The 21,621-nt window shown below is 62.0% G+C and carries 20 protein-coding genes and 1 pseudogene; 9 read left to right on the forward strand and 12 right to left on the reverse strand.

The features are described 5' to 3' along the window. Positions 1 to 17: 17 nt before the first annotated feature. Entirely contained in the window at positions 18 to 590 is a 573-nt protein-coding gene (locus ACGYLY_RS16190) for a cysteine hydrolase family protein (RefSeq protein WP_395284189.1), read from the reverse strand. Then, positions 587 to 1,407, reverse strand: a pseudogene (locus tag ACGYLY_RS16195) (YqcI/YcgG family protein). Before ACGYLY_RS16195 ends, ACGYLY_RS16190 begins: the two are co-directional and overlap by 4 nt. A 242-nt stretch (positions 1,408 to 1,649) precedes the next feature. Between ACGYLY_RS16195 and minD the strand changes: the two are divergent. Further along, complete coding sequence (minD, locus tag ACGYLY_RS16200; RefSeq protein WP_395283929.1) at positions 1,650 to 3,239, forward strand: cell division ATPase MinD; 1,590 nt, start codon at positions 1,650 to 1,652, stop codon at positions 3,237 to 3,239. 113 nt (positions 3,240 to 3,352) lie between these two features. Next, complete coding sequence (locus tag ACGYLY_RS16205) at positions 3,353 to 3,532, forward strand: hypothetical protein (RefSeq protein WP_395283928.1); 180 nt, start codon at positions 3,353 to 3,355, stop codon at positions 3,530 to 3,532. A gap of 111 nt (positions 3,533 to 3,643) precedes the next feature. Here the strand turns inward: ACGYLY_RS16205 and argS are convergent, their stop codons facing one another. Then, positions 3,644 to 5,446: an arginine--tRNA ligase gene (gene argS, locus ACGYLY_RS16210; RefSeq protein WP_395283927.1), complete on the reverse strand. Its 1,803-nt coding sequence runs from the start codon at positions 5,444 to 5,446 to the stop codon at positions 3,644 to 3,646. A 65-nt stretch (positions 5,447 to 5,511) separates the two neighbouring features. Next, positions 5,512 to 7,353, reverse strand: a complete 1,842-nt coding sequence (locus tag ACGYLY_RS16215; RefSeq protein ID WP_395283926.1) for a twin-arginine translocase subunit TatC — start codon at positions 7,351 to 7,353, stop codon at positions 5,512 to 5,514. A 262-nt stretch (positions 7,354 to 7,615) separates the two neighbouring features. Here ACGYLY_RS16215 and ACGYLY_RS16220 point away from each other — a divergent pair, with 262 nt between their 5' ends. Together ACGYLY_RS16220 and twy1 are read left to right on the forward strand one after the other, a co-directional pair. Further along, complete coding sequence (locus ACGYLY_RS16220) at positions 7,616 to 8,419, forward strand: hypothetical protein (RefSeq protein WP_395283925.1); 804 nt, start codon at positions 7,616 to 7,618, stop codon at positions 8,417 to 8,419. 61 nt (positions 8,420 to 8,480) lie between these two features. Continuing rightward, positions 8,481 to 9,521, forward strand: a complete 1,041-nt coding sequence (gene twy1 / locus ACGYLY_RS16225) for a 4-demethylwyosine synthase TYW1 (protein ID WP_395283924.1) — start codon at positions 8,481 to 8,483, stop codon at positions 9,519 to 9,521. Positions 9,522 to 9,545: 24 nt separating this feature from the next. Here the strand turns inward: twy1 and ACGYLY_RS16230 are convergent, their stop codons facing one another. Together ACGYLY_RS16230 and ACGYLY_RS16235 are read right to left on the reverse strand one after the other, a co-directional pair. Next, positions 9,546 to 9,908 carry a cupin domain-containing protein gene (locus ACGYLY_RS16230; RefSeq protein ID WP_395283923.1) on the reverse strand — a complete coding sequence of 121 codons (363 nt, stop codon included), beginning with the start codon at positions 9,906 to 9,908 and terminating at the stop codon, positions 9,546 to 9,548. Positions 9,909 to 9,971: 63 nt separating this feature from the next. Beyond that, positions 9,972 to 11,360: an alpha-amylase domain-containing protein gene (locus tag ACGYLY_RS16235; protein WP_395283922.1), complete on the reverse strand. Its 1,389-nt coding sequence runs from the start codon at positions 11,358 to 11,360 to the stop codon at positions 9,972 to 9,974. A 256-nt stretch (positions 11,361 to 11,616) separates the two neighbouring features. Here ACGYLY_RS16235 and ACGYLY_RS16240 point away from each other — a divergent pair, with 256 nt between their 5' ends. The 5 genes from ACGYLY_RS16240 to ACGYLY_RS16260 all read left to right on the forward strand — a co-directional run bounded on the left by ACGYLY_RS16240 (position 11,617) and on the right by ACGYLY_RS16260 (position 15,414). Next, on the forward strand, positions 11,617 to 12,321 hold the full coding sequence (locus ACGYLY_RS16240) for a DUF120 domain-containing protein (RefSeq protein WP_395283921.1): 705 nt from the start codon (positions 11,617 to 11,619) through the stop codon (positions 12,319 to 12,321). Beyond that, positions 12,318 to 12,977, forward strand: a complete 660-nt coding sequence (gene ribB, locus ACGYLY_RS16245; RefSeq protein WP_395283920.1) for a 3,4-dihydroxy-2-butanone-4-phosphate synthase — start codon at positions 12,318 to 12,320, stop codon at positions 12,975 to 12,977. Before ACGYLY_RS16240 ends, ribB begins: the two co-directional genes overlap by 4 nt. 161 nt (positions 12,978 to 13,138) lie before the next feature. After that, positions 13,139 to 13,540: a DUF5518 domain-containing protein gene (locus ACGYLY_RS16250; RefSeq protein WP_395283919.1), complete on the forward strand. Its 402-nt coding sequence runs from the start codon at positions 13,139 to 13,141 to the stop codon at positions 13,538 to 13,540. 87 nt (positions 13,541 to 13,627) lie between these two features. Then, the gene (locus ACGYLY_RS16255; protein WP_395283918.1) at positions 13,628 to 14,413 is read left to right on the forward strand and encodes a sugar phosphate isomerase/epimerase family protein; all 786 of its coding nucleotides are present in this window, start codon (positions 13,628 to 13,630) and stop codon (positions 14,411 to 14,413) included. A gap of 65 nt (positions 14,414 to 14,478) precedes the next feature. Then, entirely contained in the window at positions 14,479 to 15,414 is a 936-nt protein-coding gene (locus ACGYLY_RS16260) for a branched-chain amino acid transaminase (RefSeq protein WP_395283917.1), read from the forward strand. A gap of 224 nt (positions 15,415 to 15,638) precedes the next feature. Here ACGYLY_RS16260 and ACGYLY_RS16265 read toward each other — a convergent pair whose 3' ends face one another. The 6 genes from ACGYLY_RS16265 to ACGYLY_RS16290 all read right to left on the reverse strand — a co-directional run bounded on the left by ACGYLY_RS16265 (position 15,639) and on the right by ACGYLY_RS16290 (position 21,605). Continuing rightward, positions 15,639 to 16,331, reverse strand: coding sequence for a V-type ATP synthase subunit D (locus ACGYLY_RS16265; protein ID WP_395283916.1), 693 nt, complete (start codon positions 16,329 to 16,331; stop codon positions 15,639 to 15,641). Between the two features lie 139 nt (positions 16,332 to 16,470). Continuing rightward, the gene (locus ACGYLY_RS16270) at positions 16,471 to 17,877 is read right to left on the reverse strand and encodes an ATP synthase subunit B (protein WP_395283915.1); all 1,407 of its coding nucleotides are present in this window, start codon (positions 17,875 to 17,877) and stop codon (positions 16,471 to 16,473) included. Further along, positions 17,877 to 19,637 (reverse strand): ATP synthase subunit A, encoded by a 1,761-nt coding sequence (locus ACGYLY_RS16275; RefSeq protein WP_395283914.1) that lies wholly within the window; start codon positions 19,635 to 19,637, stop codon positions 17,877 to 17,879. Before ACGYLY_RS16275 ends, ACGYLY_RS16270 begins: the two co-directional genes overlap by 1 nt. Next, the gene (locus ACGYLY_RS16280) at positions 19,634 to 19,975 is read right to left on the reverse strand and encodes a V-type ATP synthase subunit F (protein ID WP_395283913.1); all 342 of its coding nucleotides are present in this window, start codon (positions 19,973 to 19,975) and stop codon (positions 19,634 to 19,636) included. The genes ACGYLY_RS16275 and ACGYLY_RS16280 overlap by 4 nt, the downstream gene beginning before the upstream one ends. Beyond that, on the reverse strand, positions 19,972 to 21,027 hold the full coding sequence (locus tag ACGYLY_RS16285) for a V-type ATP synthase subunit C (protein WP_395283912.1): 1,056 nt from the start codon (positions 21,025 to 21,027) through the stop codon (positions 19,972 to 19,974). The genes ACGYLY_RS16280 and ACGYLY_RS16285 overlap by 4 nt, the downstream gene beginning before the upstream one ends. Beyond that, positions 21,024 to 21,605: a V-type ATP synthase subunit E gene (locus tag ACGYLY_RS16290; RefSeq protein ID WP_395283911.1), complete on the reverse strand. Its 582-nt coding sequence runs from the start codon at positions 21,603 to 21,605 to the stop codon at positions 21,024 to 21,026. The genes ACGYLY_RS16285 and ACGYLY_RS16290 overlap by 4 nt, the downstream gene beginning before the upstream one ends. Positions 21,606 to 21,621: the final 16 nt, after the last annotated feature.

Genomic DNA, 21,621 nt, shown 5'->3' on the forward strand with positions numbered 1-21,621 from the left:
GATGTTCGAGGGAAAAATCACGTCACCGCCGACAGCAGGTCGTCGGTCTCCACGACCGCCGCGAATTCGCCGTCGAGGTGTGCGAGCGCGACGCGGTGGTTGGTCTCGGCCGAAATTTCCGTCCCGTCTGGTGCCACCCGGTCGAACGTCGCCGTTGCGTCCGAGACGAGGAACGGTCGGAAGCCGAGATTCTCCGCCATCCGCGTCGTGGTCGAAACGCAGTGGTCCGTGGTCAACCCGATGACGACGACGGTGTCGTACCCGCCGTTGCGGAGCCACGTTTCCAGTCCCGTCCCGATGAAGCCGCTGTTGACGTGCTTTTCGAAGACCATCTCGTCGTCGGACGGTTCCATCCCCGGAATGAACGCGAAGCCGTCCGAATCGCCGCGGAGCGGCGAGTTCTCCTCCGTCGAATCGTGACGGACGTGAACGACGGGTTGCTCCGCCTCCCGCCACGCGTGAAGGAGTTCTTCGGCCCGCTCCTCGGCGTCGGGGTTGTTGCGCTCGCCCCACGCCGGGTCGGAAAAGCCCCGCTGGAAGTCGATGGCGAGCAGTACGGCGTCGTTCGGGAGGTCGATTTCGGGCGTCATGCGCCGATGAGAATTCCGCTCTTCGGGTGTTCGCGGGTGGTCCGAATCGGGCATTCGTCCGGCGCTTGCTCCTCGTCCTCCGAAAAGAGGTACTGGGGCCACTCGCGGTCGCCTTCGACGCCCCAGTCGCCGAGTTGCGTGTGCGGACACACGCCGTCGTGGCTCTCCATCCGCTCCTGAATGATTTCCCGCGCCCGCTTTCCGCGCTCCGTGTCCGCGGTCACGCCCTCGAAGATGGAGCGCGGTTGGAACCCTCGAAGATGGAGCGCGGTTGGAACGTGATTTCGAGGCCGACGGGACAGTAGCGGCTTTTCCTGCCCTCGTAAAACGGTGCGCGGCAGGTGGGGAACATCGGTTCGCCGTTGAAACAGAACTCCCACTCGTTGTCGTCCGGGTCGGTCGGAATCTCCTCGGGCCACGGTTCCGGGTCGTGGACGTGAAGGAACTGCAATACGTGCCACATCGTCTCGTGATACTCCGCCTCCGTGAACTCCTCCTCCGGCGGTCGGAAGAACACGGTCAGCGGCGCGCGCTCGCTGTGGTCCTCGTACACCTCGTGATATTCGACGATGGTTTCGCCGAGCGAGAGGAGCGCGTCCTTGTCGGTCATCGACGGACAGAACGTGTACAGCGCGTCGCCCTCCCGTTCGGTTTCGATGCCGAAATAACACGGGAACGGCGTTCCGTTTCGCTCCCCGAGCAGGCCGTCCCGAAAGCTCTCGTAGTGGCCGACGCCCCAATTCGGAACCCTTCCCGAGTCCACGCGACGCCGGATGGTGGCTTGGTCCATCAGCACGTCGATACCCGGTTCGTTCATACCGGCCCTTCGGAGCGAGTCGTAGTATGACTTTTGAACCGGCGACTGTCCGTCCGATTCGGATGATGACGTGATGACATAAATGCCTGTCAGACCCGATTCGAGTACGATTCACGAAAACTCCCGCTGGCGGTACACTCCGCTTCGATGGGACGAACGCGCCGTGTTGGCTGTCTTATAATTTGCATCGTCTAACGGACTAGGTTTATATACGTGCTGTTGTTCGGTTTGACACAACGACCATGACAGGGACAGTGTTCGCGGTTGCAAGCGGCAAGGGAGGTGTGGGGAAGACGACGACCGCAATCAACCTCGGGGCGATGCTCGCGGCGGCGGACCACGGGGTTGTCGTCGTGGATACGGACCTCGGGATGGCGAACGTCGGCGGCTACCTCGACTTCGAGATGGACGGTGCGACGCTCCACGAAGTGCTTTCGGGCGATGCGAGCGTCGAGGAGGCGATTTACCACGCGCCGGGCGACATCGACGTATTGCCGAGCAGCACCGATATCTACACGTTCGCACAATCACAGACGGCACAGCTACAGCGCGTCGTCGCCGAACTCAAAGAGGAGTACGAGTACGTCCTGCTGGATACGGGTGCCGGCATCAGCTACGACACCATCCTCCCGCTCTCGCTCGCGGACGACGTTCTCCTCGTCACCACGCCCGACGTGGCTTCCGTGCGGGACACCGCCAAAACCGCGGAACTCACCTCCCGCGTCGAGGGAACCGTTCGCGGTGCCGTCCTCACCCAGCGCGGAAACGACATCCTCAACGCGGACAACGTGGAAGGAACGCTCGACACGGACGTTCTCACCGTCGTCCCGGACGACGAAACCGTTCCGATGGGAATCGATGCCGGTCGGCCGCTGGCCCTCTTTTCGCCGAACAGTCCCGCGGCGACGGCCTACCGCGAACTCTCGAACATCCTCTCCGGGGAGACGGACACTCCCGAACTCTCCGGCGAACCCGACACGTCGGCGTCGAACGTCCCGTCGCTTTCCGACGCCGAATTCGAACTCGGTACCCCCGAGGAGTCCCCAGGTTCCGACCCGTCCCCGGAGTCGGAACCCGCGGAACACGAAAACGCCGACCCCGACCCGAAGGCGTCTCACTCGACGGCGACCGCTTCGAATTCGGAAACCGAATCTTCCCCGTTCGATTCCCCGCTCGACTCCGAATCAGCGCCGGAAGTCGAACAGGAACCCGAATCGGAAACGGAACCTGAATCGGAGTCGGAAACGGATCCCGAATTGGAGTCCGAAACGGAACCCGAATCCGAGAGTTCATCGTCCGAAACCCCACCGCTCAAAGACGATTCCGCCGAATCGGGTCCCGATCCGGTTTCTCCCCCCGAAGACGAAACGTCCGAAATCTCGGACTCCGCTTCCGACCCGGTTCACGAACTCATCGATCGGAAAGTCGTCAAAACCGGCGACGACGCGGACGGTTCCGTGCCGTCCGCGGAACCGGCACCGCTAGAAACGGAGGCGTCTTCCGAGGAGGTCGTAGATGACGCCGACGGTCCGCCGCTCGACGCCGATATCCCGACGGACGACGCGGACGAGTTCGATACCGTCCTCTCCGACCAAACCGACCGACACGCCGAATCGACATCCGAGGAATCCGCGGACTCCTCCGCCGACCTACCGGACGAAATCGTCGAAGCCGAACCGGACGGCGACGATGACACGGATGACTTGGAGGCGGTTCCGTTTCAGGACGAACCTGTTCGCCCCGGCCCCGACTCCGACGGGACCGATGACGACGGTCGCCCCGGTGACGAAAAGAACGGGCTCCTCGGCCGAATCGGTTCCCTGTTCCGGTGACCGATTTTCCTCCCTATCGCCGTTTTCCCCCTTCGGTCGCCGGTCTCTGCAACCGCGAATCACGTCGTGACGTGGCGAATAATCAAGTAGCTAGCGGTACTTTATTGAAGGAAATGGTGAACGATGATTCCGTTCCGCTCTGGTGGATAGTGCTGTTCCTCCTCGTCGCGCTCGGACTGGCCTACGCCGGGATTCTGTACGTCGGTGGCAGTCTCTCGGGGGCGGGGTTCATCCACGTCGATTCGTGGCTGGCCACCCTCCCGGCGGTTCGCTCCCGTCAACTAACACCGTAACCGAGTATCATCTGCATCCGAACCCGATACAGCATCATTCACCGACGGATCCGTCGCGTTGCGATCCTCTTCGTTCTCACACGATACTCGTTTATCGGCGTTTGGTTTGGCCTACATCGACTCCGGCGCTTCGATGCCGATGACGCCCAGCGCGTTCGCGATGGTGTGCTTGGAGGCGGCGACCAAGGCGAGACGGGCGTCGCGGACCTCCTCGTCTTCGGCGGTCAGGACCGGACACTCGCGGTAGAACGTGTTGAACGTCTCCGCGAACTCGCGGGTGTAAGTGGCGACGGCGTGCGGTTCGAGGTCCGCCGCGGCCTCCTCGATGACGTGCGGGAAGCGGGCGATGACTTCGATGAGATCCCGTTCCGGCTCGGAACCGAGGACGGACGGGTCGATTTCGGACGGAATTTCCCCGTCTGCTCGCGGTTCATCACCGCTCGCCATATCCGAGGTGCGGAGCACCTCGCCCGCTTCCGCGAGAATCCCACAACAGCGCGCGTGGACGTACTGGACGTACGGCGCGCTCTGGGCTTCGAAGTCGAGCGCGCGCTCCCACTCGAACGTGATACTCTTCGTGGGCTGTTTCGAGATGATGTCGTAGCGAACCGCGCCGATGCCGACCTGCCGGGCGATGCGGTCGATGTCGGCCTCGGTGAGGTCGTCGTCGCGGATGCGGTCGTCCATCCGACTTTCGACCTCCTCGCGGGCGCGCTTTTCGGCCTCGTCCAGCAGGTCGTCCATATCGACGCCGGTTCCTTTCCGGGTGCTCATGCCACCCTCGGGGAGGTTGACCCACGAGAAGTGGAACGCGGTCAACGTGTCGGTGTCGTTACCGAGAATTTCGAGGGTTTGGGCGAGTTGGTCGGTCTGTAGCTTGTGATCCTCGCCGACGACCGTCACGGCGCGGTCGTAGTTGTCGAGTTTCCATTCGTGGTGGGCCAAATCACGAGTGATGTACAGGCTGGTTCCGTCCGAGCGCAGGAAGACGAGGTTCTTCTCGAAGCCGAACTCCGAGAGGTCGAGTTGCCACGCGTCGTCCTCGTAGACGGCGTACTCGCTCTCCTTCAAACGGGACACCACGTCGTCGGTGCTTCCGTCGAACATGAACCGCGTCTCCTTGACGAACTCGTCGAACTCCGCGGGGAGGCGGTCCAACGTGACGCGCATTCCGGAGAGGACGGTGTCGACCACTTCGCTGATGCGCTCGTAGGTCGCCTCGTCGTGCTCTTCGAGGCCCCGCAAAATCGCGGCGATTTCCGTTTCTGCCTCGTCGACGGCTTCCGGATCCGCCTCTTCGAGATAGGCGTTCCCCTTGCGATAGTAGCGCACGAGGTCGTAGTCGGCGCGTTCGCGCTCGGGTTCCGGGAGGTCCTCCTCGTCGAACGTCTCGTACGCCCACGTGAACACCGCGATTTGGCGGCCCGCGTCGTTGACGTAGTAGTGGCGCTCGACGTCGTTACCCGCGAAGTCCAAAATGCGCGCGATGGCGTCCCCGGTAATCGGGTTGCGCGCACGTCCCACGTGAACCGGGCCGGTCGGATTGGCGCTCGTGTGTTCGACCACGACGCTCTCGCCGGTCGGTTCGAGGCGGCCGTACTCGTCGTCCTGTGCCGTTTCGACCGTCTCCTCGTAGTACGCGTCGCTCGGCAGGAAATTGACGTACGGACCCTGCCCAACCGCCGCCGCGATGTGATCGTAGTCGTCGGCGTCGATTTCGGCCGCGATGTCGGCCGCGACTTTCGGTGGCGGCGCGCCGACTTCCCCGGCGAGTCGGAACGCCGCACTGGAAGCGAGCACGGCGTCCACGCCCTCCGGGGGGGTCTCGATTCCGAGGTCGTCGGTCGGAAGGTCGAGGCTGGAGAGTGCCCCGAGAAGGGCCTCCTCGACTTCTTCCCTGAACGTCAGGAACATACCAGTCCGTTCCCGGGCGGTCGGTAAAGGGGTTTCTGAACGACTCCGGTCGCGGGTCGAAGGGCCTACGTCGCCACCCGTAACAACCGCCCGCCCAGCGAGTCCGCCCACAGCACTGCCAACCCGACGCCGTATGCGACCATGACCGCGAGCGCGACGAACAGCATCAACAGCAGGCCCCCCGGAAGCATCGCCGCGACGAACAGCACGCCGACGGAAACCTCACGCCAGCGCCGCCGCATCGTCCGATAAGGAACGACGTTCCCATGATGGAACAACAGCATCGTCACCGGAACTTCGGCCAGCAGGCCGACGCCGACGGTCAAGGCGAACACCAGCCAGAAGAACGCGGCGGTCCGATAGGCGATTATCATGTCCGCGGCGCGAGCGTCGGCGACGAGGTAGGAGATGACCTCCGGCGCGACGTAGCGGTAGCCGACGAAACTCCCCGCTAGCAGGCCCACCGTCAGTGCGCCACCCCAGACGAGGAACACGTTCCGGTCGGCGCGCGCACCCATTCGGGATTCGACCGCTGGCCACGCGTAGTACAGCACCAACGGCAGCACCGCCACCGCACCCGCGATGACGCTCACCTTCATCTCGAACGCGAGGGCTTCGACCGGATGCAGGAGGACGATGTTCAGCGCGTCCGGATTGACCCCCGCCGGAAGCTCCGTCAGGAAATCCCGCTTTATCGCGCCGATACCGCCGCCGTAGAGGAACGTGAACGTCACCGCGACGACTGCCATGAACACCCCCGCGAGGCGAATTGACTTTCCCCTCAAGCTTCCGACCACGAACCGAAGGTCGTAGTAGTACCCGCCGATGTCGTCCTCCGTTTTCTCCTCCTCCGTGAACACCGACGCCATCCGGGCCGCGGTCCCCTCGACGGCGGTCGTCAATCCGCTTTCGTCGGTGCGTTCCTGTTCACCGAATTGCCCCGCTCGTTCCGCTTCTCCGTCGTTCTTGTCCGCGCTCGCCGCGTCGAAGCGGTCGAGGATGGCGGTCGCCCGCTCGTGGTCGCCATCGTCCAGCGCCGCATCCGCCAGTTCGAGCGCCTCGTGTTCCGTGAGCGAGTCGAACGCTTCCGGCGGCGCGGAACGAATCCCCGACGTGTCGAGGGCCGCGAGGTCGATATCGGCGGGACGCCTTCCTTCGCCGCCGGTTCGACTCCCGCGGTCCACGAGCCTCGCACAACCGAGTCCGACGAAGTACAGCGTCGTCATCGGTATCGCCACGAGTGACATGGAAAACGGGTCGGGCGAACCGTTCACCATCGAACTGAGGACGACGATGCCGAAAACTGCGTAGCGCCAGCGGTCCCGGAACAGGTCGTAGGGAACGATGTCCGTGTACACCAATCCGCCCATGAGCAACGGCAATTCGGCGGTGAACCCCAACACCACCGTCAACAGGAGGACGAACTGCGTCCACTCCACGATGGAGTAGGTCGGCTGGAACCCCGATTGAATCGCGTTGGTCACGAGGAAGTCGAACAACAGCGGGAGGAAGACGAAGTAGGCGTAGGCCACGCCGCCGCCGAACAGGGCGACCACTATCACCGCGACGAGCAGTCGCGTCCGCCGCGTTCCCGGCAGCGAGAGGTCCCCGCCCCGCTCCGTCCTTCGTGTCCGATAGACGAGAAACACCGCGGCCATCAGTATCCCGGTGATGAGCCCCAATTTCGCCTGTAGCAGGACCACATCGAACGGCGTCACCGCGACGACGACGGCCTTCGACTCCAGCAGTCGGTGCTCCAGCGCGGGCCATATCCAGTACCGAAGTCCGTAGAACGTCGCCAGAAACCCTCCCACGAAGACGACGAACGCTAGCCGTAGTTCGGAGCGAACCCTCCGAAGCGCGATACTCGCCACTCCTCCGAGTCTGTCGTATCCAAGTGCCCCCACGCGAACTCCCCCAATCGCACTCGTAGTAACGTCTCGCTCAGCTATCAACTTTGCTCGCCGGAGTCGTGTTCCGGTGCTACCCGTTCCGCACCGACCAGCGGAGCATGTCCGCGAAGGCCAGCGCAGTCCCGTAGCGCTCCTCCGGGTCGGACGCGGTGGCTCGTTCGAGAACCTCCCGGAGCGATTCGGACGGTTCTCGTTCTCCCCTTGTCCGTTCTGAACTAACGAATCACTGATAAGGTTAGAAACACAACCGTTTCGCATGCAGCTCCGCCCTCCCCGGTTTCGCCCGTTTAGCATCGCCCTCGGGTTCTTTCTCGGGAGCGCCGTCGCCGTTTCCCTCCCGTGGCTGTGGCCCGACGCACCCGCAAACGAAATAGAAATCGGTCTCCTCGTTACCCTCCTCGGGTGGACCGCCGCCGAGCAGTTCCGCGACGAACTCGACCGCGCGGTGTCCTCTCGACTTCGCTGGTCGTTCGCCATCGTCGGCGTCTCTCCCCTCGTGGGTGCCCTCCTCGCGGATACCTACTCCGACTACGAACCCACGACCGGACTCCTCATCCGGCTATCGGTCTTCGCGGTGGTCGCGCTCGTCACGACGGCCTTCGCGTCGGGCCGGTACGCGGAGATACTGTACCAGACACGGTCGGTCCGAGCGGATGTCGCCGCCACCAAATCGCGACTCTACGAACTGCCACACGCGCTGGTTGCCAGTGTCATTGGTGTGCTCGTACTCCGGCTAATTCTCGGTAAATTCGTCACGGTGCAACTGGTCTCCACGGCGCTCGTCGGAACGCTCATCGGGACGACCATCGGGTCGCTGTTGACCGGCAAACAGGAAATCGAACTCGTCGCGCTCGACGACGGGTTGCTCATCAGGCCGGACAGCCAAGTCGGCGGTTCCCTCGTCCCGTGGCGGCGGATTCGCGACGTTCGAATCGACGGCGACACGCTGCGCGTGACCCGCGGTCTGCCGTGGCCGATGGTGTACACGGCCGACCTTTCGTCGGCCATCCACCCCGACACCGCTCCGGAGGCGTTCCGGTCCAAGGTTCGCTCCCCGTGAACGGCGCAGGTTCCGGGCGAGAGGAAAGAACGTTTTACCGTTGGACGATATTCATCCGTCAATGAGCGAATCGGACACGGCCGAGGAAAGGTCGGCGAGCGAACGGAACGGTTCGAGTTCCGATGACGGCCCCAAACAGGTGGACTCTCCCAATTACCACCACGAGAACCACACCGCCGCCCAGACCTGTGGCTGGACGGCGAACGCGCTTCGCGGGGAAGGGAAGTGCTACAAGAACATCTTCTACGGCATCGAATCCCATCGTTGCATTCAGATGACGCCGGTCGTCAAGTGCAACGAGCGCTGTGTCTTCTGTTGGCGGGACCACCGCGGCCACTCCTACGAATTAGGAGACGTGGAGTGGGACGACCCCGAGGCCGTCGTGGACGCGAGCATTCGCCTTCAACGCAAACTGCTCTCGGGATTCGGCGGCAACGACGACGTTCCGCGCGAGGTGTTCGAGGAGTCCATGGAACCGCGCCACGTCGCCATCTCGCTCGACGGCGAACCGACGCTGTATCCCTACCTCCCGGAACTCATCGAGGCGTTCCACGACCGGGACATCACCACGTTCCTCGTGAGCAACGGGACGAACCCCGAGATGCTGGAACGCTGCGACCCGACGCAACTGTACGTCAGCGTGGACGCCGCGGACCGCGCCACCTTCGATCACGTGGTCCGCGCCGTGGACGACGACGCGTGGGAGAAACTCATCGACACGATGGACGTGCTGGCCGAAAAGGACGAGACGCGAACCGTCATCCGGACCACGCTCGTCGGCGGGGAGAACGTCGCCAATCCGGACTGGTACGCCGCGTTCTACGAGCGCGCCGACCCGGACTTCGTCGAACTCAAGGCCTACATGCACGTCGGCCACTCGCGGGGCCGACTCGACCGCTCGTCCATGCTCGACCACGAGGAGGTCGTCGAGTTCACCGAGCGAGTCGGCGAACACATGCCCGACCACGACGTGCTGAAGCAGGTTCCCGCCTCGCGGGTCGCGCTCCTCTCGAAGACGGAGGACACGTGGGTTCCGAAACTGAAGAAGGACAGCGAGTTCTGGGAGCGCGATTCGACGACGTGGACGCCGCTGGGTGGGTAGATGGCATAACCGCGGTCGGTCTGCCTACACCCGTTCGAGGTCCGTTTTCGTCAACTCGCTCTCGACGTTCCCGGTGTTGGTCGTCCCCGCCGGTTCGAACAGGAGAATCTCGGTTTCCTCCTCCGATACCGGCTTGTGTTCTACTCCCCGCGGAACGACGAAGAACTCACCTTCCTCCAACACGACGTCGTCTTCCTCCCGCAATTTGATGCGGAGTTCCCCGCTCGTCACGAGGAACATCTCGTCCGCGTCGTCGTGGTGGTGCCAGACGAACTCTCCTTCCAGTTTGGCGAGTTTGACGGCCTGTCCGTTCAATTCGGCCGCGAGTCGAGGGGCTCCGTGTTCATCGAACGTGCCGAACGCTGCGTCGAGATTGACTTTCTCCATCGGCGTTCGAGTGGTCGAAACGCGGGGTGTTCTATCTGTGGAAACGGGCAAGACCCGTCGTGATCAGTTCGGCGCGTAGAACACCCAGCCTTCCGACGGAACCGTGATATCGACCCATCCGTCGCTCCCCGTGGTCACGTCTCCTGCCGTGCCGCTGTAGTCGTGGAGCGTCGTGTTCGTCCACGAGGTGTACACCGACTGGGTGCGACTGCTTCCGCCGTTGTTGATTCCCACAAGCAGGTTGTTGTACCGTTCGTAAACGCCGAGGTCGCTGTCCGCGTGTCGCCAGTAAGTTTCGCCGCCGGCGAGGTTCTTCTTCACCCATACCATGTTGTTGACGTCGCTGTCGTCCAAAATGGCGTTCGGGTAGAGGTTGTAAATCATCGGTACGCCCTCGCTCGTGAGGACGAATGCGTGTGCGAGGTGGTACTGGGACGGCGCGCCCGTGTCGTGATTCTGGACGAACGGGTGGGCGTGGAACGGGTCTTGACCGACGAGACCCGCACCTTGCAGTTGACTCATGTTGCCGCCGGAGAACACGTCGCTGAGGGTGTAGTACAGCGGATAGTCGAACGCGTCCATCCCCGTATCGACGTACCCCTGCACGTAATCGACGTTTCCGCTGTACACCTCGCCGATTCGGCTCATGCCGAGTTCGTCGGCCTTCGGGTTCGCGTAGTCGCGCCAGTACTTCTCCTCGACGTGTTTGACCGCATCGAAGCGATAGCCGTCCGCGCCGAAGGAGGCTATCTTCTGCATGTAGTTCATCAACTCGCCGCGCACGTACTCCGAGGAAGACGACTCGTACTGGGCGAGGTCGGGGAGTCCGAGGAGTTCGCCGTGTTCGACCTGATGGTCGTCGCTCCAGTCGTCGATGGACCCGACGTCGTGGTGGAAATCGTTGTACGAGAAACGAGGGAAGTCGTAGTCGTATCCCGTCGCCATGTGATTCATCACGCAATCGACGAACACTTCCAACCCCTGATTGTGCGCCTCGTCGATGAGCGCTTGGAGTTCGCTCTCCGTACCGAACTCGCTGTCGAACACCGTGTAATCGACCGGTTGGTAGCCGAGCGGCGGGTCGTTGCGTCCGCTCTGGTCGTTCCACGTCAGGTCGCTCTTCTGTGGTGCCTGTATCCACACCGCGTCGTATCCCCTGTCGGCGACCGTCGAGAGGTTGTCCGTGATGGTCGGCCACGTCTCGTGGAAGTACTGGAAGTGAACGGGTTCACCCGCCGCCGCCGCACGGTCAGAGAGCGCGGCCAGTCCGGCCCCCAAACCGACGACCGACAGGCCACCGACGAAGGCTCGTCGCGTCAGCGTTGCTCGCCTCGTACTCTCTCCGGCCGTCCTCGTTGACCCCTTCTCTCTCGACTGTTTGCCTCGTTTTTGCTGTCCCTCTCGACCTGTTCGACCGTTTTCACCGTCGACCGTGACGTCTTCTGCTCCCATACATCTATTACGTATTATCACAACGCACTTTAATCTAGCCAATATCCCATTAAATTTCAAGTCTGAGAAATCCAATATCTGGCGGTGTGGAGGAAGCACACCGAACGCGTCGTTTTCGGCGTGAAAACCAGCACACTTAGAAGCCATAATACACAACGTACTCTCCAAGCAGCCCACGCACGCGGCACGCCGTAACACTTCTGTTACGCATCTCGGTTCCGGTACGCTTAAACGAACCAAGCACGGAGTATCGTGTATGTCAGCGACATCGCTCGTGGTCGGGTACGACGAACTCGCCGCGTTGAAGCTTCTCGCCCTCGACGGGGCGCTCGAAAGCGAGGTCAAAGTGTCCTGTGCCGACCTCGCGGACCGCCTCGATGCGTCCAATCAGACCGCATCGCGTCGCCTCCAGCGTCTGGACGATGCGGGCCTCATCACGCGCGAAATCGTTAGCAACGGACAGTGGGTCGCCATCACCGACGACGGCGAATGGGAACTGAAACGCGAGTACGAGGATTATCGTCGAATCTTCGAGGACCTCTCCGGCGTCGAACTCTCCGGAACCGTAACCGGCGGCATGGGCGAAGGCAAACATTACATCTCCCTGTCGGGCTACATGGAACAGTTCATCGACCGGTTGGGTTACGAACCATATCCGGGAACCTTGAACGTCGAACTCTCCACCGAGAGCGTTCGCGCTCGCTCCGCGATGGACGCGCTCGCTCCCGTTTCCATCGACGCGTGGGAGGACGGCGACCGAACGTACGGCCCCGCAGTCTGCTATCCCGCGGCCGTCCAAACGACCGACGGCGAATCCTACGAACCGGTCCACGTCATCGCGCCCGAACGAACCCACCACGACGAAGACCAGTTGGAACTCATCGCGGAGGAGAAACTACGCGACGAACTCGGACTGGAAGACGGCAACCACGTGACCGTGTACATCGAGGAGGTCCAATGAGTCAAACCGCCGCGGCGTCCGTCGAGAAGGCCGTCACCGCGTTTCGCGACGGGTCGCCCCTCCTCGTCCACGACGCGGACGACCGGGAAGGTGAAACCGACCTCATCTATCCCGCCGAAGCCGTCACGCCGGCCGCCGTCTCGCGCCTTCGAAACGACGCCGGCGGATTGGTCTGTACCGCACTCTCCCACGACGTCGCCGAGCGGTTCGGACTCGACTACATGGACGAAATCATCGACCATCCTGCGAGCGAGGGCCACGACCTCGGCTACGATTCCCGCTCTTCGTTCTCCCTGACCGTGAATCATCGGGATACCTACACCGGCATCACGGACGACGACCGCTCGCTGACGATTCGGAAACTCGCACGCGCGGCCGCATCACCCGACGACACCGACTTCGCGGGCGAGTTCCGTGCACCCGGCCACGTTCACCTGCTCAAAGCCGCACCCGGCCTGTTGGCCGAGCGACAGGGCCACACCGAACTCGGTGTCGTCCTCGCGGCGGCGGCGGACCGGTCCCCCGCCGTCGTCGTCTGTGAAATGCTGGACGACGAAACCGGCGGTGCGCTTTCGCCGGCGGACGCACGCGCCTACGCCGAGCGTCACGAGTTTCCGTATCTCGAAGGGTCGGAGATAATCGAATCCCTCGGCTGATTCTTTTGCCGCATTCGGTCTCTTCGGACCGTAAAAACCGTATTCACGGACCGTAATACTCGCGTTTACTAACGAAATCCCCGCTCCGCGTTGCGGTAATGTCGGAATACGTATCTAAATTATGAAAAATGTTGATGCTTCTAGAAGTCGATATAGTAGGTATGGACCTCAAACTAAGAGCGATCATATACGGAATCGTCGCGACCATCATCGTCGGCTTGCTCAGTGGGGCAACGGTCCCGTTCACCGACATGGCGCTTCCCATCGTCGGCGCTGGCTTGACCGGCATCATCGGCGGTCTCGTCGCTGGCTACGTGTCCGGCATCAAACTCGATGATGGCGCGCTCAACGGTGGTGTCGCAACCGCCGCCGGGGCGATCGTCGCACTCGTCATCCTGACCCTTGCAGGATTGCTGGCCGCTGGTCTCATCCCGACCATGGGTCTGTTCGCCTTCGGCGTAGTGTACGTCGTCGTCGCCGCAATCCCCGGTGCCGTCGGTGGCGCACTCGGGTCGTGGCTGAAGGGACGCTCGGCACGGCGCAGCGATGCGCGCCCGGCCTGAAACGAAACTGGCACCATTTTTGAGTCGGAATGAACTGCCCACACTTTTTTTGCAAACCTTGATATCTGTGTTTACAAAACGTCGCTTATGACGATTCGCCAAGGGTTGATGGTTTGTGGTACCGTCCCCGATTCGGAGGCGTTCTCCTTCGCGGCCGAACACGGGTTCGATTTCGTCGAACTCGATATGGAGCAGGCGTTTCCAGCGCAGGATATCGACACGACTTCGCTGCGGGAAACGTTGGTCGCACACGACCTCGATGTCGTTGTCCACCTTCCGTATCGACTGTATCCCGGGTCTCCGCACGACCACGTTCGAAAAGGAGCTTGCCGACAGCTCGAATTCGCCATCGATACGGCCGTCGAATTAGGTGCGGAGAAAGGCGTTTTTCACGCGGCATCCGGCGGATTCCCGCACGTCTGGGGCCACGAAGCACTTCGTGAATCACTGTACGAATCGGTACGTCGTCTCACGACGTACGGCCGCGAACGGGATTTCGAGGTCTGTCTCGAAAACGTGAAACGGGATTTTTTCACCTGCAGCGATTTCTCGAACCTCTTCGAGGAGACGGACGCCGTCTCGTGTCTCGACACCGGCCACGCGTACGCAACTGGACACGACGCGGAGACACAAGCGTCGTTGTTCCGGACCCACGGCGACCGAATTTCACATCTCCACCTTAACGATACCCGTCGAGATGACGACGACGAACATCTTCCAGTCGGATTCGGAAAAGTGGATTTCGACGTACTCACAGCAGCAATGCGAGAAACGAACTGGAAGGGAACCTGCACGCACGAACTCTTCTCCTTCCATATCGAATACGCCGGACACGGGAAGAGTGCCTTCGACCGATTACTCTCCCCCGAGTGATTTCACACAATCGTCCGAAGGGAATCGCTAAAACTCATTACCGTGGCCTTCCTTGAGGCGGACGTATGAGCTTTGACGATATGGACGTGGACACCATCTGGATGGACGGCGAATTCGTCGATTGGGACGACGCACAAATCCACGTTCTCACACACGGACTGCACTACGGGACGGGCGTTTTCGAAGGTGTTCGGTGCTACGACACGGAGAAGGGTCCGGCGATTTTCCGCTGGGAGGACCACCTCCAGCGCTTCTACGAATCGTGTAAACCCTACGACATGGAAATCGAGTACAGCCCCGAGGAACTCACGGACGCGACCCTCGAACTCATCGATAGTCAGGACCTCCGCTCCTGTTACATCCGGCCCATCGCCTACTACGGCTACGACAGCCTCGGGGTCAGTCCCGGCGACTGCCCAACCGACGTCACCATCGCCGCGTGGCCGTGGGGCGCGTACCTCGGCGAGGACGCCCTCGAAAACGGCGTCGAGGTCATGATCTCCTCGTGGCGCAAACACGCCTCCAGCCAGATTCCGACCAACGCCAAGACGACCGGCCTGTACGTCAACAGCCTCCTCGCCGGCGAGGAAGCCCGCCGCAACGGCTACGTCGAAGCCATCGTCCTGAACAAGGAAGGCAACGTCGCGGAAGGACCCGGCGAGAACATCTTCATGGTCCGCGACGGCGAGATTTTCACCCCCGGCCTCTCCCAGAGCATCCTCGACGGCATCACCCGCAACAGCGTCATCACGCTGGCCGAGGAGATGGGTTACACGGTCCACGACGACGCGACCATCAGCCGCGGCGAACTCAACACCGCCGACGAACTGTTCTTCACCGGCAGCGCGGCGGAAGTCACGCCCATCCGGCAGGTGGACAACGTGGAAATCGGAAACGGCAGTCGCGGCCCCGTGACGGAAGAACTCCAGTCCGCGTTCTTCGACCTCATCAACCGCCGTACCGACGACCACGAAGACTGGTTCACGTACGTCGGAGAATAACTCCGGCGAGTTTCGATTCGGGGACCCACAACTATTCGAAAACCGAGCATAGATCCAGTTTTCACCTCGACTACTTCGCTCGACCCCGTGAAATTCACCCCCGACCCAAGGGCATCGTTTCGAATGGAAAGCCGGGGATACCGTAGCCTTCGACGTCCACTTCATCGACTCGAAACGCACCGCTGTACCCCTCCGGTGTAAACCGCAGATAGAAACTATCGAATTTAGCTCGTGACGACGACTTCGCCTTCCGCTACTTCCGGTTCGCGGGCTTCCTTCTCCGCTCTCTCTTCTTCTTCCTTCTTGGCCTTGATCTTCTTCATCCGGAAGATTTCCTCGCGCTCTTGCTCTTCGAGTTTCTGCTCGATGTAGTCCTGTGCCTCGTGCAGTTCCGGGAGGAGTTTGAATTCGAGCGCGTTGACGCGGCGCTTCGTCGTCTCGATTTCGGTCAGCATCTTTTTCATCGCCGTCTCGACTTCCGCGGCGAGGATGACGCTTTCGAGCAGTTCCTCGTATGCGTCCGCGGTTTCGTCGATGCGGGCGCTCGTTCCGAGAACTCCGTAACCCCGCTCGTCGAGCGACTTCTTGACCTTCGAGGACTCGATCTGCGGGACGACGACGCCCATGATGTTCTTCGACTCCGTCGTGATTTCGGGGTGTTCCTGCAGCGCGGCGGCGGCACCGCGAACCGCAACGTCGCCCTCCATCGCGCGGGCCATGTTGATGGTCTGCTGTGCGCGCTGGTAATCCTCTTCGAGACCGGAGCGTACGTCCTGTGCCTGGTCGAGGATGTCCATGAACTCCATGATGAGACCGTCACGCTTCTTCTCCAGCGTGTCGTGCCCCCGTTCGGAGAGGTCGATGCGATCCTCTATCGCCATGAGGTTCTTCCGAGTGGGTTTGACGTCCTTGGCCATGTTGGTTGATGCTAGAAACTGGAAGGGGATAATTCTTTACAGTCGAACGCCGCTCCGCTCGGGTGCCCCCGGACTGAGACACGGAATACTCGCGTTGCTCGTCCGTTACGCGCGAAAAATGAAAGAAACGGAAACCGCGTTAGTCGGCGGCGACTTCTTCCGCCTGCTCTTCGGGGTAGTACTCCTCGATGTACTCCTCGTCGATACGGTTGAGTTCCTCCTTCGGCAGCATCGAGAGGAGGTCCCAGCCGATACCCAGCGTCTCTTCGATGCTTCGGTTCGTGTTGAATCCCTGATCGAGGAATTCCGTCTCGAACTGATCCGCGAAGTCGAGGTACTGGTTGTCCCGCTCGCTCAGCGCTTCACGGCCGACGATGTTCACGAGGTCGCGCAGGTCCTCACCTTGCGCGTACGCCGCGTACATCTGGTCGGAAACGCCGGAGTGGTCGGCGCGGGTGAGTCCCTCGCCGATACCGTCGTCCATCAGCCGCGAGAGGCTCGGAAGCGGGTTGATCGGCGGTTGGATACCCTGCGAGTTCAGGTCGCGGTCGATGTAGATCTGTCCCTCGGTGATGTACCCGGTCAGGTCGGGAATCGGGTGCGTGTCGTCGTCACCCGGCATCGTGAGGATGGGAATCTGCGTGACGGACCCTTCACGACCTTCGATACGACCCGCGCGTTCGTACAGCTGCGCGAGGTCTGTGTACATGTATCCGGGGTAGCCACGGCGACCCGGAACCTCCTCGCGCGCTGCACCGATTTCGCGCAGCGCCTCACAGTAGTTCGTCATGTCCGTCAGGATGACCAGCACGTGGTAATCCTTCTCGAACGCGAGGTACTCCGCCGTCGTCAGTGCGAGACGCGGGGTGACCGTCCGCTCGACTGCGGGGTCGTCCGCGAGGTTCATGAAGACCACGGAGCGCTCCAGTGCGCCGGTGCGCTCGAAGTCCTCCATGAACTCGTTCGCCTCTTCCGCCGTGATGCCCATCGCGCCGAACACCACTGCGAACTCGCTCTCTTCGCCATCCGCTTCGTCTTCGAGCACGCTCGCCTGTCGCGCAATCTGGAGCGCGAGGTCGTTGTGCGGAAGCCCGGACGCGGAGAAGATGGGCAGTTTCTGTCCACGAACCAGCGTGTTCATGCCGTCGATGGCGGACACGCCGGTCTGGATGAACTCTTCGGGGTACTCGCGTGCGTAGGGGTTGATAGCCGCACCAATGATGTCGTCACGTCGGTCCGGGACGATTTCCGGGCCGCCGTCGATGGGTTGTCCCGACCCGTCGAGCACGCGACCGAGGAGGTCCTCGGTCACGGGCATCTTCATGGTCTCGCCGAGGAATCGAACCGACGACTCCCGGTTGATACCTTCCGTTCCCTCGAACACCTGAATCGAGACGAGGCCGTCGCTCGATTCGAGCACCTGTCCGCGTAGTGTGTCGCCGGCCGGCGTCTCGATTTCGACGATTTCGTCGTATCCGATCGGCTCGTCGACTTCGGCGAACACCAGCGGGCCGCTGATTTCCGTAATGGTCTGGTATTCTTTCATTAGTACTTCTCCCTGAGCTCGTCTTTGATGTCCTCTTCGATATCGCCGATGAAGTCGTCCCAGTCCTCGGCCGTTCCCATGCGGTTGAGGCGTGGGGCGGCGTCGATAGCCGTGATTTCGTCCACCGGAACGCCGGCTTCGAGTGCGCTGAACGCCTCATTGTTGAACGTCTGGATCGCTTCGAGCATCCGGTAGGTCTTCTTCGGCTCACAGAACATGTCCACGTCGTGGAACGCGTTCTGCTGGAGCCACCCTTCGCGGAGGTAGCGCGCGACTTCGAGCGTCAACTGCTGGTCTTCGGGCAGCGCGTCCTTACCGACGAGCTGAACGATCTCCTGCAGTTCGCCCTCCTCGTCGAGCACGTCGGTCGCCCACTGACGCTTCTCCGGGAAGTCGGGTTCGACGTTCTGTTCGTACCACGGGTCGAGCTGGTCCTTGTACAGCGAGTAGGACTCGTCCCAATTGATGGCCGGGAAGTGACGCCGTTCCGCGAGGTCGGCGTCCAGCGCCCAGAACGTCTTCACGATACGCAGGGTGTTCTGCGTGACCGGCTCGGAGAAGTCGCCGCCCGGGGGCGACACTGCGCCGATGACCGACACCGAACCCTCCGTGCCGTTGATGTTCTCGAACTTACCTGCGCGCTCGTAGAACTCGGCGAGACGGGCGGCGAGGTACGCCGGGTATCCCTCCTCGCCGGGCATCTCTTCGAGACGCGAGGAAATCTCACGCATCGCCTCCGCCCACCGCGAGGTGGAGTCGGCCATGAGCGCGACGTCGTATCCCATGTCGCGGTAGTACTCCGCGATGGTGATTCCCGTGTAAATGCACGACTCACGTGCTGCCACGGGCATGTTCGACGTGTTCGCGATGAGGCACGTCCGCGACATGAGCGGCTTGCCCGTTCGCGGGTCCTCGAGTTCCGGGAAGTCCTCGATAACTTCCGTCATCTCGTTCCCGCGCTCACCACAACCGACGTAGACGACGATGTCCGCGTCGGCCCACTTGGCGAGCGAGTGCTGGGTAACCGTCTTCCCGGAGCCGAACGGTCCCGGAATCGCGGCCGTTCCACCCTTCGCGATGGGGAACAGGCCGTCGAGGATACGCTGACCGGACACGAGCGGCGTCCGGGGCGTCTGTTTGTCGACGGAGGGCCGTGCTTCACGAACCGGCCACTCCTGTTGCATCGCGATTTCTTCGCCGTTGTCGAGTTCGACGACGGTTTCGGTCACGTCGTAGTTGCCCTCTTCCGTGGCAACGACTTCGCCGCCCTCGTAGTCCGGCGGCACCATGACCTTGTGTTCGATGCTCTCGGTTTCGGGAACGGTCCCGACGACGTCGCCGGGTTCCACCTCGTCGCCTTCGCTGATGGTCGGGGTGAACTCCCACGTCTTCTCCTGGTCGATACCGGGAGCGTCGACACCGCGGTCGAGGAACGCGCCCATCTTGTCTTCGAGCACGTCCAGCGGGCGCTGAACCCCGTCGTAGATGGAGTACAGCATGCCCGGCCCGAGGTCGACCGACAGCGGTTCGCCCGTGTTCTCGACGGGTTCACCGGGGGCGACGTTCGAGGTCTCTTCGTACACCTGAATGGTGGTTTGGTTTCCTTCGATTTCGATGACCTCTCCCATCAGCCCTTCCTCACCGACGTACACAACGTCGTTCATCCGGGCGCCGAGGTCCGTGGCGGTAACGACGGGTCCGCTCACGCTCTGAATGACGCCGTCCTCACGGACGACGTCGCTGTCTGTTGCCTGGCTCATTCGTTATCACCTTGTTCGTCTTCGTCCATAAGGTCGATACCGATCGCGCGCTTGATTTTGTCGCGGAGTCCGCCGCTTCCCGCGCCACCACCCAGCGTCACAAGGGTGGGTTCCACACTCGTCTCGACGTCGTTTCGGACGTTCCGCGAGAGGTGTGTGAGGTCGTCGTCGTGCATCACGATGATGCCGATGTCGTCGTCTTCCAACGTCCGAGAAACGGCTTCGTCCAAGTCCGCGTCCTTTTCGTCGTCCGGAACGTTCTCGAACTTTCGGACGCCTGCGAGTCGGAATCCGGTCGTAAACTCCGGACTCCCGATGACGGCGATTTCTTGACTCATAGTACCACCAGTTCCTCTTCGATTCTGTCTTCGGACAGTCCCGCCTCGCGCCCACGCGCGATGGCACGGATGTTGTCGACTTCGCGCTGTTTGGCGAGGACGTAAGCGAGCACCGGACACACGGACAGCGGAAACACGTGTGAAAGGTGGTCTGAGTATTCGAGCAGCGCAATATCCAGTGCGTGCTCGAATCCGATGAGACTGTCGGCTCGCTCAAGCTCGTCCAGCGCTTCGTCCAGTTCGTCCCCGTAGGGACTGTCCCGAACCCTCGCTATCAGCTCGTCCGTGCTGCCCGCGAGTTGGGCCAACTCCGTCGCGTCGAACAGCCGACCGCCGGAGATGTAGTACTCCGAGGGGTCGATGTCCGCGCCGCTCCGACTGATTCGGAGCACGTTGCGGATGTTTCGGAAGTCGATTTCCGCCTGCAGGAACTCGATGTACAGCCGCGTCGCGCGGTCTTCCGTCTCCGACATACCGTCCATCAGTCCCTCGTAGTAGGCCCGGTCGACCGCGTTTTCCAGCGGGATCAACAGGCCAGTCGACTCGTAATCGTCGTAGGCGTCTTCGAGGCTGTCGCCGAAAATCGTCGTCCCGAGCATCTCGACGACGTCCTCGATGGTGCCCGCTTCGGCCAATCGCGTGAGGAACTCCTCGTTGAACTCACCGGCGTGAATCAAGTCGTCGCGCACGGACTGCCCGTCGGTATCCGCGTAGATACCGCGAAGAACCGTCTTGACGTTCCACGCGTCGAACGTCCGCAGGTAGCGGGCGATGAGCTGGTACAGCTTCCCGTCGGCCCAATCCAACAGGTCGTTGAAGTGCTTTGCGAGGTTGCGGTTCAGCGCGTACTCCACGAGGTCCACACCGTCGTAGCGCGCGCCGAGTGCGTTCACCTCGGACTCGTACTCCGTCTCCTCCATGTAGCGAGCGATTTCGCCCGGACCCATGCGCAGGAGCTTTCGGTAGTCCTCCTCGTCGAACAGGGCCGCTCTGCGCGCCCTGACTCGCGCGGTGACGTACTCGTAGTTCGATGTTCCTTCGGTCGTGCTCATTGCTCGAACAACCGCGAACTGATCTGTTGGAGGTTGTCCTCCCACACGTTCTCCAGAATCGAGTCGAACGTGTTGTTCACGCGAACGCGGGACGCCTCGCTCTCGGCGACGACGCCGCCGAGGCAGTCGTACTCACCCGCGTACTCGAAACCGTCGTAGTCCGCGACGATATCGGTCAGAAGTCCCTCGTCGTCGGGGCGTCCGTAGATTCGGACGGTGTTCCCCGACTCGAACTCCTCCGCGGCCGCCTCGAGCAGTGAGCGCGTCAGTTCTTCGCGCTCGTCGCCACCGAGGGTGGCGATGCTCTCCTCGGCGTCGGCGCGCACGTCCTGTAACACGTCGCGACGGGCTTCGAGCCGCTTCTGCTTGGCTTCGAGTTTCGCGCTGGAGAGTTTCTGCTCCCGTTCCTGCTCGATTCGGTTCTCAACCTCCTGCTCTTTCGCCGCGAGTATCTCCTCGGCTTCCGTCTCGGCCTCGGAGACAATCTGGTCCGCGCGGGACTCGCCTTCCGTACGAATCTTTTCCGCGCGCTCGCGGGCCTCGTTTCTAATATCCTCAACTACCGTTTCCAAGCTCATTGATGAAGAGGGAAGG

It is taken from the genome of Haladaptatus sp. CMAA 1909 (assembly GCF_043952005.1).
Classification (GTDB): domain Archaea; phylum Halobacteriota; class Halobacteria; order Halobacteriales; family Haladaptataceae; genus Haladaptatus.

Coding starts and splice junctions, on each gene's coding strand:
- ACGYLY_RS16275 (WP_395283914.1), bottom strand. CDS start 19,637: ATGAGCCAGGCAACAGACAGCGACGTCGTCCGTGAGGACGGCGTCATT.
- ACGYLY_RS16190 (WP_395284189.1), bottom strand. CDS start 590: ATGACGCCCGAAATCGACCTCCCGAACGACGCCGTACTGCTCGCCATC.
- ACGYLY_RS16220 (WP_395283925.1), top strand. CDS start 7,616: ATGCAGCTCCGCCCTCCCCGGTTTCGCCCGTTTAGCATCGCCCTCGGG.
- twy1 (WP_395283924.1), top strand. CDS start 8,481: ATGAGCGAATCGGACACGGCCGAGGAAAGGTCGGCGAGCGAACGGAAC.
- ACGYLY_RS16260 (WP_395283917.1), top strand. CDS start 14,479: ATGAGCTTTGACGATATGGACGTGGACACCATCTGGATGGACGGCGAA.
- ACGYLY_RS16255 (WP_395283918.1), top strand. CDS start 13,628: ATGACGATTCGCCAAGGGTTGATGGTTTGTGGTACCGTCCCCGATTCG.
- ACGYLY_RS16250 (WP_395283919.1), top strand. CDS start 13,139: ATGGACCTCAAACTAAGAGCGATCATATACGGAATCGTCGCGACCATC.
- ACGYLY_RS16290 (WP_395283911.1), bottom strand. CDS start 21,605: ATGAGCTTGGAAACGGTAGTTGAGGATATTAGAAACGAGGCCCGCGAG.
- ACGYLY_RS16285 (WP_395283912.1), bottom strand. CDS start 21,027: ATGAGCACGACCGAAGGAACATCGAACTACGAGTACGTCACCGCGCGA.
- ACGYLY_RS16240 (WP_395283921.1), top strand. CDS start 11,617: ATGTCAGCGACATCGCTCGTGGTCGGGTACGACGAACTCGCCGCGTTG.
- ACGYLY_RS16280 (WP_395283913.1), bottom strand. CDS start 19,975: ATGAGTCAAGAAATCGCCGTCATCGGGAGTCCGGAGTTTACGACCGGA.
- argS (WP_395283927.1), bottom strand. CDS start 5,446: ATGTTCCTGACGTTCAGGGAAGAAGTCGAGGAGGCCCTTCTCGGGGCA.
- ACGYLY_RS16265 (WP_395283916.1), bottom strand. CDS start 16,331: ATGGCCAAGGACGTCAAACCCACTCGGAAGAACCTCATGGCGATAGAG.
- ACGYLY_RS16205 (WP_395283928.1), top strand. CDS start 3,353: ATGGTGAACGATGATTCCGTTCCGCTCTGGTGGATAGTGCTGTTCCTC.
- ACGYLY_RS16235 (WP_395283922.1), bottom strand. CDS start 11,360: ATGGGAGCAGAAGACGTCACGGTCGACGGTGAAAACGGTCGAACAGGT.
- ACGYLY_RS16230 (WP_395283923.1), bottom strand. CDS start 9,908: ATGGAGAAAGTCAATCTCGACGCAGCGTTCGGCACGTTCGATGAACAC.
- minD (WP_395283929.1), top strand. CDS start 1,650: ATGACAGGGACAGTGTTCGCGGTTGCAAGCGGCAAGGGAGGTGTGGGG.
- ACGYLY_RS16270 (WP_395283915.1), bottom strand. CDS start 17,877: ATGAAAGAATACCAGACCATTACGGAAATCAGCGGCCCGCTGGTGTTC.
- ribB (WP_395283920.1), top strand. CDS start 12,318: ATGAGTCAAACCGCCGCGGCGTCCGTCGAGAAGGCCGTCACCGCGTTT.